The 13,266-nt window shown below is 67.1% G+C and carries 9 protein-coding genes; 7 read left to right on the forward strand and 2 right to left on the reverse strand.

Annotated features, from left to right (window positions below; translation table 11 throughout):
• Positions 1–105: 105 nt before the first annotated feature.
• The 5 genes from LDL21_RS19610 (at position 106) to LDL21_RS19630 (ending at position 7,268) form a co-directional block, all read left to right on the forward strand.
• On the forward strand, positions 106–2,076 hold the full coding sequence (locus tag LDL21_RS19610) for an arabinofuranosyltransferase (RefSeq protein WP_225281262.1): 1,971 nt from the start codon (positions 106–108) through the stop codon (positions 2,074–2,076).
• 160 nt (positions 2,077–2,236) lie between these two features.
• The gene (locus LDL21_RS19615; RefSeq protein WP_225281263.1) at positions 2,237–2,773 is read left to right on the forward strand and encodes a hypothetical protein; all 537 of its coding nucleotides are present in this window, start codon (positions 2,237–2,239) and stop codon (positions 2,771–2,773) included.
• 191 nt (positions 2,774–2,964) lie between these two features.
• Positions 2,965–3,474: a hypothetical protein gene (locus LDL21_RS19620; protein ID WP_181700530.1), complete on the forward strand. Its 510-nt coding sequence runs from the start codon at positions 2,965–2,967 to the stop codon at positions 3,472–3,474.
• A gap of 48 nt (positions 3,475–3,522) precedes the next feature.
• Positions 3,523–6,954: an arabinosyltransferase domain-containing protein gene (locus LDL21_RS19625; protein WP_225281264.1), complete on the forward strand. Its 3,432-nt coding sequence runs from the start codon at positions 3,523–3,525 to the stop codon at positions 6,952–6,954.
• Between the two features lie 152 nt (positions 6,955–7,106).
• Entirely contained in the window at positions 7,107–7,268 is a 162-nt protein-coding gene (locus tag LDL21_RS19630) for a hypothetical protein (protein ID WP_157101793.1), read from the forward strand.
• Positions 7,269–7,339: 71 nt separating this feature from the next.
• Here LDL21_RS19630 and LDL21_RS19635 read toward each other — a convergent pair whose 3' ends face one another.
• The gene (locus tag LDL21_RS19635) at positions 7,340–10,672 is read right to left on the reverse strand and encodes an arabinosyltransferase domain-containing protein (RefSeq protein WP_372462206.1); all 3,333 of its coding nucleotides are present in this window, start codon (positions 10,670–10,672) and stop codon (positions 7,340–7,342) included.
• A gap of 471 nt (positions 10,673–11,143) precedes the next feature.
• On the reverse strand, positions 11,144–11,446 hold the full coding sequence (locus tag LDL21_RS19640) for a hypothetical protein (protein WP_225281265.1): 303 nt from the start codon (positions 11,444–11,446) through the stop codon (positions 11,144–11,146).
• Between LDL21_RS19640 and LDL21_RS19645 the strand changes: the two genes are divergently transcribed.
• Complete coding sequence (locus LDL21_RS19645) at positions 11,436–11,774, forward strand: hypothetical protein (RefSeq protein ID WP_225281266.1); 339 nt, start codon at positions 11,436–11,438, stop codon at positions 11,772–11,774. The genes LDL21_RS19640 and LDL21_RS19645 overlap by 11 nt on opposite strands.
• Positions 11,775–12,413: 639 nt before the next feature.
• Positions 12,414–13,061: a hypothetical protein gene (locus tag LDL21_RS19650; RefSeq protein WP_225281267.1), complete on the forward strand. Its 648-nt coding sequence runs from the start codon at positions 12,414–12,416 to the stop codon at positions 13,059–13,061.
• Positions 13,062–13,266: the final 205 nt, after the last annotated feature.

Raw genomic sequence — 13,266 nt, forward strand, 5'->3', positions numbered from 1 at the left:
CAGTTTCTTTGTGCCGGGGGCATCGGCGCGAGCCGACGGAGCCCGAGCCCTCCACTAGGCTGACCCGGACCGTCGAGCAGAGTGGACCCGGAGGAATGCGCGCCGATGACTACCGATGACAACGTGCGGGCGGGGCGCGCGAGCGCGACCGGTCTCGCCGAAGGTGCCGCGGCGGCGCTCGTCGCGCTGGTCGTGGCGGTGGTCGGGTTGTTCGCGTTCTCGGCGGTGCAGTGGCCTGCGTTCAACTCCTCCAACGTGACTCGGGCGCTGACCACCGTCGGGCAGGTCGTCTCGGTGGGGCTGCTGGTGGTCTCGGTGTTGCTGATCCGGCTGCGGAAGTGGCCTGTGGTCGCGAAACTCGCCTCCTGGGTGGGCGTTTCGGGATTCGTCACGGTGACACTCGGGATGCCGTTGGCGGCGACGAAGCTGTACCTTTTCGGTGTTTCGGTCGACCAGGAATTCCGCACCGAGTATCTGACGCGGCTCACCGACAGTGCGGCACTGCGGGACATGACCTACGTGGATCTGCCGCCGTTCTATCCGGCCGGGTGGTTCTGGATCGGTGGGCGGGTCGCGAACCTGCTCGGCATGGACGGCTGGGAGGCGTTCAAGCCGTACTCGATCGGGATGCTCGCCGTGGCCGCCACGGTGGCGCTCGTGCTGTGGGCGCAGCTGGTACGCGCCGACATGGCCGTGGGTGCCGCGGCCGCGGTGACCGCGATGACTTTGGCCTATGCCTCGCCCGAGGCGTACGGGGCTGTGTTGGTCGTGTTCGTTCCGCCGGTGCTCGTGCTGGCGTGGGGTGCGCTGCACCGCCGCTCGGGCGGGTGGGGCGCGGTCCTCGGGACCGGGTTGTTCCTCGGGGTCGCGGCGTGTTTCTACACGTTGTACCTGGCGATCGCGGCGTTCACCGTTGTGCTGATGGCGGTGGTCGCCGCCGCGTGCGCGCTGTATGCGCGGCGAGCGAGCGGGCGGGCGATCGGCAGGCGCGACGCTGCGGTCACCACCGAGCCCGCGTGGCGGGTGGTTGTCGTGCCGTTCACGCGACTGGCGGCGATCGGCGTGCTCGCGATCGCGGTATCGCTGGTGGTGTGGACGCCGTATCTGCTGAAGATGCTGTCGGGTGCGAAGTTGCCCTCCGGCAATGCTTTCCACTATCTGCCCGAGTCGGGTGCGCAGCTGGCGTTCCCGATGCTCGAGTTCTCCCTGCGTGGGGCGCTGTGTCTGCTCGGGTTGCTGTGGCTGGTCGTGCGGGCGGGATCGTCGCGGCGGGCGCAGGCGCTCGGCATCGGCGTGGTGGCGATCTACCTGTGGACATTGCTGTCGATGGCCGCGACGGCGGCGGGCACCACCCTGCTGTCGTTCCGGCTGGAACCGGTGCTGCTCGCTTTGCTCGCCGCCGCAGGCGTTTTCGGCTTCGTCGAGGGTGGTCGCGCGGTATATCAGGCGCTGAACGAACCCGCGCCGGTGCGTACCGCGGCTGCCGCGCTCGCGGTGCTCGGTGCGATGGCCTTCGCCCAGACGATCCCCACCGTCCTCGTCCACGAGATCGACACCGCCTACACCGACACGGTGCCCACCGAAACACCCGACGCCTACGGCACTTTCGGTGAACGCGGCGACAAGCGCCGCCCCTCCGCGGTGGCCTACTACCACGCCGTCGACGAGGCGCTACTGGCGCAAACCGGCCGTCCACGTGACGAATCCGTCGTCCTCACGGCCGACACCAGCTTCCTGTCCTTCTACCCCTACTTCGGTTTCCAGGCCCTCACCTCGCACTACGCGAACCCCCTCGCCGACTTCAAGGCCCGCGCCGACACCATCGCCGCCTGGAGCAGACTCGACTCCCCCCAGGCCCTCCTCGACGCCATGTCGGCCGCCCCCTGGCGCGCCCCCGACGCCTTCCTCTTCCGCCGCGACGGCGACAACTACACCCTCCGCCTCGCCGAAGACGTCTACCCCAACGACCCCAACGTCAAGCGCTACACCGTCACCTTCCCCCGCCCCCTCTTCACCTCCCCAGCCTTCACCACCACCGACATCGGCCCCTTCACCCTCATCACCGTCAACCGCTGATCCGGCGAAAACGAGTTCGCGCAACCCTGTCTTCCGGGTGGGGCGGCGCACTACACTTGGCGGTGCGGAACGGTCGTCGTCGGTGGGGGTCGGCGGATGGCGAAGGTTATCGATCCTGCACGTTGTGGGTCCGGGTGGCCCGTTACCGGAGGAGGACTTCATGTCCGATCCGTTGCACACCAGGGTGTGCCTCACCGGAGTGAATTGCATCTGTCCGAGTATCAGTGTGTTCGTGGTACCCGAGCCGCTGGTCAGGGGTGGGCAGATGCTGCATCTGCTGGAACAGGCGCCGGTGGCCGAACGTGGGCCCGAACCCGATCCCGACCTGATCGACCTCATCGAGGCGGTGCGCATGCCCTTGAATCTGCCCGGGCTCGCCCGGATGCAGCGCGTGGCGTTCACCGGCCCACGGCACGATCCCACCGCCGCGCGCACAGTTCTGCACGACCATCTGATCGAGGAATCGGCGCCGATCGGCCTCGATATGGACGATCCGGCGGAGCTCACCCGGCTCTCGATGCTGCCCGAACACCGGATCGGACCCCGGCGCATCGACGACTTCCAGGCGCACTCGGTGCGGCAGGCGATGGCGGCGGTGTACCAGTTTTTCGGCGTGGACCAGCGGGTACCCCTGGTCTACCACGGTTTCGCCGATCCCGGCGACGGCTGGTTCGCCCTGCGCGCATCGGCAGCCTGACCGGACATGTGTCCATAGACACCCGGTAGCTACTGGTGTGCGGAGCACCGATAGACAACAATATGTGCGGTTGCAGCGAACAAACCGCACAGTCCGTCGGACGGGGCGAGTACGCTGCGAAATGTTGACAAGTTCGGCCGACCGAAATCAGTTTTGGTAGCGCTGATCGGTACGGATGCAGAGGTATAGCTATGACGCTCAGCAGACCGGAGCGAATCGATTTCCTGATGCGGGAACACCGCCAGGACGCCGAACCTGCGCCACGGGAACAACTGCACTCACTCGGCGATATCGAGAAGTTCGTGGTCGATGCCGCGATCGCCATGCTCTCCCCCGGTCAGAAGTTCGCCTTGCTGTGGTCGCTGCAGGTCGGCGGGCATCTGGTGGCGGGCGTTCAGGTCAAGGAACGCGACGGGTCGGTCACCAATATGGTGCCGCCGACCGAGGTCGTCGAATACCTGGCCGACCACAAGCGCATGTCCTACGACCCTGCGGTCGGCGCGTGGCTGAGTGCGGAGATCTTCATCGCCGGACCCACCCGTTTCAAGGCCACCTACTCGGCGGGCACCGTCGCCGACTGGATGCCCGAGGTGTCGGTCGACGATCTGCGCGCCGAGTTCGTGGCCTACCCGCGGCCGGCCGCGGAGATTCCCGATTGGGCCCGCTCGCAGCTCGATTGGTCGAACAGGATGACCGGATAGGACGCGGCGCCCCCGCACGATCGGGTCGGGTGGCTAGCATCAACCCCCGTGCGACCGGACCGATCTGAACGAGCGTTCACCCGATACCGCCTGATCGCCCTCGTCTGTGGGCTGCTCGGGTTCGTGCTTGCCCTGCTCACACCGCTGTTGCCGGTGCGCCAGGACCGCGCGAGCCTCGACTGGCCGCAGGCGGGTGCGACGAGCGTGCAAGCACCACTCGTGTCGTATGTGCCCCAGCAGGTGAACGCGCAATTGCCGTGCCCGGTGCTGCGCGGACTGCCGGGTGGTGACGTGCGCGGTCCCGAGGGCGAGAACCCGACACCGCAGCCGACGACCTTGCTCACCACGATCCCGGCCGAATCCGGGCAGATCACCAAGGGGCTGAGCGTCGTCGCGCGCGAGGGCGTGCTCACGGTGCAGGCCCGCGATGTGCCGATGCTGTCGGCGCCGATCGAGGAGATCGCGAACTGCGACCACATCGCGATCGACTCCACCATCGCCGCGACGACCGTCGAGTTCGTCGGGGTGACCCGGGCCGACGGTAGTCCTTTCCGCAACACCGTCACCGTCGACAAGCGCCCACAGATCGTCGGGGTGTACACCGATCTCGACGAGAACCAGCTCACCGGCGCCCGGTTCCACGCCGATATCGACTCCCGCTTCACCTCCACCCCGACACCGCTGAAACTGGCCGTGATGATCGTGGCCGCGCTCGCCACCCTCGCCGCGCTGGTCGCCCTGCACCTGCTCGATCGCGCCGACGGCCGCCGCGCCCGCCACTTCCTGCCCCGGCACTGGTGGCGCATCACGCCGACCGACGTGGTCGTGGTGGCGACGCTGCTCGGCTGGCATGTGATCGGCGCCAACACCTCCGACGACGGCTACATCCTGAACATGGCGCGCGCCTCCGGCCCGTCGGGCTACATGGCGAACTACTACCGCTGGTTCGGGGTGCCCGAGGCGCCGTTCGGGTGGTCCTACGAGCTGCTGGCCTGGATGACGAAGATCTCCGACGCCAGCCTGTGGATGCGGCTGCCCGCACTCGCCGCGGGCCTGGTGTGCTGGGCGGTGATCAGCCGGGAGGTGCTGCCCCGCCTCGGTGCCCGGGTGCGTCGCGACAAGGTGGCGCTGTGGACGGCGGGCCTGGTGTTCCTCGCCTTCTGGCTCCCCTACGACAACGGTCTTCGCCCCGAACCGCTCATCGCGGCCGGCGCCCTGCTCACCTGGTGCGCCATCGAACGCGCGATCGCCACCGCCCGCCTGCTCCCCGCCGCCCTCGCGATCCTCATCGCCGCGTTCTCCCTCGCCGCAGGACCGACCGGACTCATCTGCATCGCCGCGCTCATCGCAGGCACGCGACCGGTCATGCAGATCATCATCAAGCGCGCCCAAGGTCTACGTCCTCGCGAAATCGCCGCTGACAGAGACGGACTCGACGCTGCCGCCGAGGACAGCGCGGCCGGTGCACCCGCCCCGACAGAAGCGCCGATCACCGATGGCGAGCTCGAGGCCCGGAGCACAGCCGGCGGCGCCCACGCATCGGGTCGACTTTCCCTGGCCGCCAAGATCTTCCGCTACGCCGCCCTCCTGGCACCGGGCATAGCCGCAGGCACCCTGGTTCTCATCGTCGTCTTCGCCGACCAGACCCTGGCGACCGTCATGGAAGCCACCCGCGTGCGCACCCTGGTCGGCCCCAACGCCGCCTGGTTCGACGAACGCACCCGCTGGGATTCGCTGTTCATGCTCTCCCCCGACGGCTCGCTGGCCAGGCGTTTCGGTGTCCTCGTGATGTTGCTGTGCCTGCTGGTGTGCATCCTGCAGGTGTTGCGCAAGGGCCGCATCCCGGGCACCTCGCGCGGCCCGTCGGTGCGCATTCTCGGCATCGTGTTCGGTGCGCTGCTGCTGATGATGTGGACGCCGACGAAGTGGACACACCACTTCGGCGTGTACGCGGGCCTGGCCGGGTCGCTCGCCGCACTGGCCGCTGTCGCAGTGGGCGCCAACGGTATTCGCGCACCTCGCAATCGCGCTCTGTTCACCGCGGCGGTCCTGTTCCTGCTCGCGCTCACGTTCACCGGCTCCAACGGTTGGTGGTACGTGTCGAGCTTCGGGGTGCCGTTCTGGGACAAGGCGCCGATGGTCGCGGGCAAGGGCGTGTCGACGCTGCTGCTCGGGCTCAGCGTGCTCGCCCTGCTCGTCGCCCTGTACTTCCACCTGCGCGACCCGTACCGCAAGCCTTCACGCCCAGCCCGTTTCGATCGTTTCGCCACCATGCCGTTGACGATCGCGGCCGCGCTGCTCGTGGCATTCGAGGTGGCCTCGATGCTGAAGGGCGCGGTCACGCAGTACCCGGCCTATTCGATCGCCAAGTCGAATATCGAGTCGCTGCAGGGCGATACGTGCGCCCTGGCCAACGACGTACTGGTGGAGACGAATACGGCCGATTCCCTGCTCACTCCCATCACCGGCGCTCCCGCCGACGGACTGAGCACCGAATCGGCGGCCTTCACCCCGAACGGTGTGGCCGCCGACCTCACCGCCGACGCCGACGAGACCGTGGTCGGCGGGGCCAACTCCGTCGACAAGGATTCGGCCAACAAGACGACCAACACCACCGGCGCGGGCACCGGCGGCGGCACGAGCACCGAGGCCGGTATCAACGGCAGCACCGTCGCCCTGCCGTTCGGCCTCGACCCGGCCCGCACGCCGGTACTCGGCTCCTACCAGGACGGCGTGCAGCAGCAGGCGAAGCTGACCTCGCAGTGGTACGGCGCCGATATCGACGCCGTGCGCGACGATCCCGCCTACCAGGCGCTGGTCGTCACCGCCGCGGGCCGTATCCGCTACGTCGACAACGACGGCGTCGTGCACTACGGCCAGGACCTGCTCGTCGAGTACGGCACCCGGGCCGAGGACGGATCAGTGCAGGTCACCGGCTCGATCCAGCCCCTCGACATCGGTCCGTCGCCGTCGTGGCGCAACCTGCGCGTGCCATTGGACCGCCTGCCCGCGGGCGTGAACGCGGTGCGCCTGGTCGCCACCGACAACGACATCACCCAGAAGCAGTGGCTCGCGGTGACCCCGCCGCGCCTGCCGAAACTGGCCTCCCTCGACTCGGTGGTCGGGCACACCGATCCCGTGCTGCTGGACTGGCACGTCGGCCTGGCGTTCCCCTGTCAGCGCCCGTTCGAGCACCACGACGGTGTCGCCGAGGCGCCGAAGTGGCGGATCCTGCCCGACCGGGTGGGTTCGGACGCGGCCAACGCCTGGCAGGACGACATCGGCGGCGGCCCGCTCGGCTGGACAGGTCTGCTGATGAAGGCCGAGACTGTGCCCACCTATCTGGATAGTGATCTCGGTCGCGACTGGGGCTCGCTGGAGCGGTTCACCCCGTACGAACCGGCGCCGCCCGCCGACATCACGGCGCGGGTGGTAGACCAGTCCGGACGGGCGAAGGAGCCGGATATCCGCGCGCGGTAGAGACTGGGGCAGCGCATGGGCAGTGATCGGGCAGTTGCGCTGCTGTTTCACGAAAACCCTAGTGTCACTGGACATTTCGGTTCGGTGAAAGACCCGTTAAGGAGCGGCTCAACTTGGCCCGTTCTCAGGTTTGGGCACGTACCCTGGTGGGTATGACAGGAGCCTTCGATGACATGGACCTGCGGGATCTCGTCGACCTGCTCAGCGACGACGAGAAGAAGGAACTACGACCTGCCGTGATGCGGGTGCTGGAAAGACTGCCCTCCCAGGAGGTATTACGCCGCGATCTCAACCGTCGCTTGCTGAACGTCTGACTACCCGACCACGACATACAAACCGAAGGCGGGGACCACGATGGTGGTCCCCGCCTTCACGCTTTCCCGCCTCAGAACACCCGAAGCGGTCCCGGGCTCCAGAACCCGTCGCGACCGGTCGTCGCGGTCTCGAGCTGAGCCGGTTCGGCCTGGATGTGCTGGTCGTAGCGTTCCAGCGAACCCCAGTCGCGGGCCCAGTCGTCCTTCAGATAGGTGGGGATGGTCACCCGGGCGGCCAGCATCTGCGTGAAGCCGAGCGGGCCACCGAACTCCTGGGCCTGCCAGGTGTCGGTCGAGGAGATGGCCAGCGGGCGGTCAGGCAGGATGCGGTAGTTGGGCACCTCGGCCACGCCGTTCTCGTGCGAGAACGGACGCTGGCACGGGAACTGCAGGCCGACGGCCCAGTCGAGCAGCACCGGCTGGGTGCGACCGATGAAGCTGTCGAGGCTCTGCAGCTTGGGCACCCGCGGCGGAGTGAACGCCAGCCACTGGTCGCCGATCAGGATCGGGTCGTTGGCCAGGATGCGCACGGCGTTCGCCTCGGGCGCCAGCTCGGCCAGCGGCACCCGCAGGTTGCGCCACGACGGTGCCGGGCCGATATCGCGCGGCTGGTAGGTGCCGAGCGGGGTGACACTGCCGTCGGGGTTGCGCGTGCCGTACTCCACGAGCAGCGACTGACCGTACTTGTCGGCGCCGGTGTCGTCCTTGGAGGCGATGCGACCGGCCGCGCTGATGACGACCAGCGGCGACTCCTCGGTGCGCGCGGGCAGCCCGTACCAGGACGACTCCAGGCGGGCGCGCTGCTGCATGCCCTCCTGATAGGAGCCGAGCACCGGCGTCTGCGCTGGATCGAGGCCGAACGGCAGGGCGACGGTCGACCCGTTGACACCACGCGCACCCTCACCACCGCCGGTGCCCGCGCTCTCACCTTCGGCGAAGGCGGCGCCGACCGACTGGTTGCTGGTGTTGCCGGTGCCCGGCTTCACCTCGACGGCATCGGCCGACAGGTCGCCCGGCACGCCGTTGGGGCTGAACCCTTCGGCCAGCGTGCCGCGCAGCGGGTCGGCGGGGTCGACCAGCGGGCGCGACGGGTCGACGATCGGGTCGAGCCTGCCGCTGTTCGGGTCGGCTTCCACCAGCACGTCGCGGGCCAGGCCGCAGCTCTCGCCACCGAGCGCGTCGATGTTGGAGCGGGCAAGCGAGTACGCCGGGTACTGCTGGGTGGCGCCCTTCACCAGCGAGAGCACCTCGAACGCGACCATCAGCCCGACCACGACGGTGAGCGGGATGGCGGCGAACTTGCGGATCCGCCTGCCGCGCTTGGTCTTCGCCGACGGCTGCGGTTTCACATAGTCCTCGCGCAGCGCGTACCAGCCGACCAGGGCCAACCCGACACCGAACAGGATCAGCATCACGGTGTTGGAGTGCACCCCGCGCAGCGAGATGGTCTTGTCGAACCACGGCACGCCGTAGCTGGACACGTACCAGTACCCGTTGATGCCCGAGAACGACAGCGCGAGCACGAACAGCAGCCCGGCGAGGAAGATCGCCCGGTTCTTGCGCGAACGCAACGCGCTCTGCGACACGGCTACGGCCGTCACCGCGGCCAGCGATCCGGCGATGCCCGCGTACGCGCCGAAGTGGTGGGTCCACTTCGTCGGGTTGAACATCATGAAGAAGATCGTGCCGAACACCACGGCCATCAAACGCCAGGTCGGACCCGACGCGATACCGGGCACCTGACGGCGGCGCAGCAGTACCAGCAGCGTGGTGAACAGGCACAGCAGCATCACCAGGAAGGCGAAGCGGCGGGCCAGCGAGCCGTCGACGGTCTCGACGAACATGTAGTAGTAGCGCAGGTAGTCCTCGTACCAGGCCAGGTTCGGGCCGGTGGCCTGGCGCACCCGGTTGGCCTCCTGGATACCGGCGAAGGTCTGGTCGCTGTAGACCACGGTGAGCACGAGCAGGCCCGCCGAGGCGATCGGCGCGAGCAGCGCGGCCGTGCCGAACTGGCGATGACGACGCACGATGATCCGCACCAGCGGCCGGATACCGGCCAGCAGCGCGGCCACACACATCAGGCCGGTCGGTGCCGCGGCCAGCGTGAACGCGGCGACGAGCACCGCGATCCCGGCGGGCAGCAGCCGGCCGGTGGCGATGGCGCGTTCGATCGAGACCCAGGTGAGCAGTGCGCCGAGGGCAACGATCGGCTCCGAGCGCAGGCCGTTGTCGAAGGGCAGCCAGAAGGCGAGGAACACCAGGCCACCGGTCCACAGCGCCACCTGGCTGCGCTTGACCGCGTTGCCGAGGCGGGGCACCACCTCGCGGCTGATGACCATCCAGCACAGGATCGCGCAGATCAGGGCCGGGACGCGCACCCACGGGCTGGCCGTGGAGACCTCGGCGAACACCTGGATGACGTAGTAGTACCAGCCGAACGGCGCCTCCGGCACGCCGTACCAGCGGAAGTAGTTGGCCATGTAGCCCGCTTCGGGCGCCACCCGGACCATCGAGAGGATGTAGCCGTCGTCGGAGGTGTTGGCGCCGACGAAATGCCAGACGAGCAGCGTGCCGATCACCGCGCCGTCGGCCCAGGTGGGCTTCAGCCAGTTCTTCGGCAGGAACCGGCGGTGCCCACGCCCGTCGCTGCCGTCGAGCTGGGCGAGCGCACCGAGTGCCAGCAGGGTGCACAGCACGGCCGCGATGATCGCGATGAGCTTCACCGCCGACGGGCTCGACGAGAACCTGGTGTCGATGGTCGAGGTGAGCGAGAGACCCTGGGGTACTTCGCCTTCCAGATCGGAGAACACGCCGACGATCTGCGGGCGCAGGTCGCCACCGAGCTCGCCCTCCACCGGGACGAGCACCGTCTCCGTCGCGCCCGGCTGACCGGGGATCGGCCGCTCGATCTCCGTCATCAGGCCGTCGAACGAGGCGCGGGTGCGGTGCTGGTCGGAGGCGATGGTGATGGTCGAGCAGCCGCTCATCTCCGAACGCGGCGCCGAGGCGACCACCGCGTTGCGGTCGACCACGTCGACGGCGGTGTCGGAGACGCGAACGAACAGCGCCTCGAGCGCGGCGCCGTCGCCCTGGGGCGGTGCGGTGGCCAGCAGCATGCCGCCCTGGGCGGGCAACCGGTCCACCGCGGCGCACGGAATCGTGGCGTTGAGGTCGATCGGCACCTGCGACATCAGGGGCGCTTGCAGATTGCCGAGCTTGCCGTTCTGCGGCCAGTTCAGCTGCGCGGTGGTCTGGGTGACCGGCAGGAACGGCGTCGCCACCGCGAACACGGCTCCCAGGAGTCCGGCGATCAGCGCGATCCATCGCGCGATGCGGAAGTCCTTCGCGGAGGCCACCGGTTCTGCGGGTGGCTTGGAGAGAACAGCGGTTGCGGCGTCTGGCACGGTTCGACATGGTATCTGCTGGGTTGACTCAGCGTTGGTGCGCGCGAGTCAGCGGCCGTGAAGTCGTCGGCGTACCAGTGTGAAGTTCAAGTATTTCATTAGGTTTAACCTGATAGAGCCCGTGCCGCTCCCGCCGGCCCCGCTTGTTTCGCGATGATGCATATCGGCTATCGATCCAGGTCCGTTCCGCGTGACAGGAAGTGGCCGAAGAAGGCACAGGAGTTATCCGATGATATCAGCGCGAGCACTTCGTGTTGATAAAAAGTGCGGTAACTGTTACACGCAGTAACGTCGATGCATTCTAAAGCCGGAATCGGCGCAAAAGCACCCTTTTCACGAAGGTTTCCGCACGAAATCGTCGCGATGAATCGAGCGCTGTAAACAATTCCCATTCGTACTCTTGAACGTGACAGCTTTCATCCCGAAAGTCTGTCGGCTTCACCTAGGAGTACGCATGAGCCATACCAATTTCTATACGCGTGCAGCCCTGGCTTCCGTGAGTTGTGCGGCAGCCGCAATTGCCTTCGGAATGGGGCCGGCGCACGCCGCCGGGTCCACCACCGTTTCGCCCGCCGGGGCGAATGTGTCGGCAACCAATTCGGGGACGGTGAAGTTCGTGGCGGGCAGCGTCACGGTGACCTGCACGACCTCGAGCACCACCGGCGCGGTACCCGCCGCGCCGAACAACTCGAACCCGAGCGGGCCGGTGACGGTTCCGATCGCGGCACCGAGCATCACCGGCTGCACCACGAGCATGTGGGGTGTGAGCGCCACCGTCACCACCAGCGGCAGCTGGGCGATCACCGGCCAGAACGGCTCGCCCATCACCGGCAGCCTGGTGATTCCCACCGGTGGCGCGGTGATCAAGACCTCCGGTCTTGCCACCTGCACCGCCGTTGTCGCCCCCACGGCACCGGCGAATGTGGCCGGTTCGTGGACCAACGGGTCACCCTCGACGGTGTCGCTGACCAACGCCTCGGCGCCCATCAAGGTGACCGGTGGATTCGGCTGCCCGACCAGCTCGACCACCGGAACGGTGACGGCCACCTACAAGGTGAACAACACCACCAACCCCTCGGTGCCGATTACCGTCGGCCCCTGATTTCAGGGTGGATATTCCGGTGACGGGTAACGCGACGAAGTCACCGCGAATCAGGTGAAGCACACCGGTGTGCAATAAATAACGGCCCGCATGCGTCCGAGGACGCATGCGGGTCCCTGTATTACCGCGGCGAGGATTGTTTCTCGTACGCGGTTTTGTCATGCCCGGGCCCTGGTTCGCCGGTTATCGGCTACGAGATCACCGCTATGGATATCCGATCTGAACAGTCGATTCGGACCACGCCTGGCAAATCCTCGGGGTGTGGAGTTCAACCGTTTTATTGTGTTTAGAACCGGCAACTACCGAATTTGCAACGGTCCAGCTGTTTGTTTCATCACGATGCCGAGTAACTATTACAGCAGGTCAGGGCGACTTGCCTTCGGCATCTGCAGCTTTGACACAGAAATAGCTGCCATACTACCGGTCAACTGTGCAGCCGTTGATAAGAACGATGGTAACTGTTATGCCTGGTAACGGCTGGGCATTCTAAGCTAATCGAGCCGTATTCAGACCTCGAACGGCGAGTGATTCCCGATGAAATGGTCGCCACGAAACACACGACATGAACAATTCGGATTCGTACTCTTGCTCCTGACAGCATTCATTCCGAATGCTTGTCGGCTTCACCTAGGAGTACGCATGATCGAAAACAAATTCTGGACACGCGCCGCCTTGGCAAGCGTGAGTTGTGCGGCAGTCGCCGTCACTTTCGGCATCGGACCGGCCAACGCCGCCGGCTCCACCACCATTTCGCCCGCCGGCGCGAATGTGTCGGCGACGAATTCCGGGTCGGTGAAATTCGTTGCGGGCGGTGTCACCGTCACCTGCACCACCTCGAGGACCACCGGCACGGTACCCGCCGCGCCCGGCAACACCAATCCGAGTGGGCCGGTGTCGGTGCCGATCGCGGCGCCGAGCTTCGCCGACTGCACGACGAGCCTCCCCGGCACCAGCGCCACCATCACCACCAGTGGAGATTGGGCGATCACCGGCCAGAACGGCTCGCCCATCACCGGCAGCCTGGCGATCCCCACCGGCGGCATGGTGATCAAGACCAGTGGCATCACGGCCTGCACCGCCGTGGTCGCGCCCACTGCCCCGGCCGACGTGGCAGGTACGTGGACCAACGGGGCGCCCTCCACGGTGGCGCTGTCCGATGCGCCGGCACCGATCAAGGTGACCGGCGGGTTCGGCTGCCCGACCAGCGCGACCAGCGGCACGGTGACCGCCACGTACAAGGTGGACAACACCACCGATCCGTCGGCGCCGATCACGGTCGGCCCCTGATTACAGGGGTGATATTCCGGTGACGGGAATCGCGACGAAGTCACCACGAATCAGGTGAAGCACACCGGTGTGCAATAAGGCCCGCGTGCGTTCGATGCGCACGCGGGCTTCTGATCGATTATGTCCCCCGACAGGGTATTTCCCGCTCGGGGGGACCCTTCTGCCAGGAGTAGTTTTACCGGCGCGCCGGACCCCGGTCACTTCC

This window comes from Nocardia rosealba (genome assembly GCF_020216065.1).
Lineage (GTDB): Bacteria > Actinomycetota > Actinomycetes > Mycobacteriales > Mycobacteriaceae > Nocardia > Nocardia rosealba.

Excerpts from the sequence above, each read along its gene's own strand:
- LDL21_RS19610 (WP_225281262.1), top strand. The coding sequence starts at position 106 with ATGACTACCGATGACAACGTGCGGGCGGGGCGCGCGAGCGCGACCGGT.
- LDL21_RS19615 (WP_225281263.1), top strand. The coding sequence starts at position 2,237 with ATGTCCGATCCGTTGCACACCAGGGTGTGCCTCACCGGAGTGAATTGC.
- LDL21_RS19620 (WP_181700530.1), top strand. The coding sequence starts at position 2,965 with ATGACGCTCAGCAGACCGGAGCGAATCGATTTCCTGATGCGGGAACAC.
- LDL21_RS19630 (WP_157101793.1), top strand. The coding sequence starts at position 7,107 with ATGACAGGAGCCTTCGATGACATGGACCTGCGGGATCTCGTCGACCTG.
- LDL21_RS19650 (WP_225281267.1), top strand. The coding sequence starts at position 12,414 with ATGATCGAAAACAAATTCTGGACACGCGCCGCCTTGGCAAGCGTGAGT.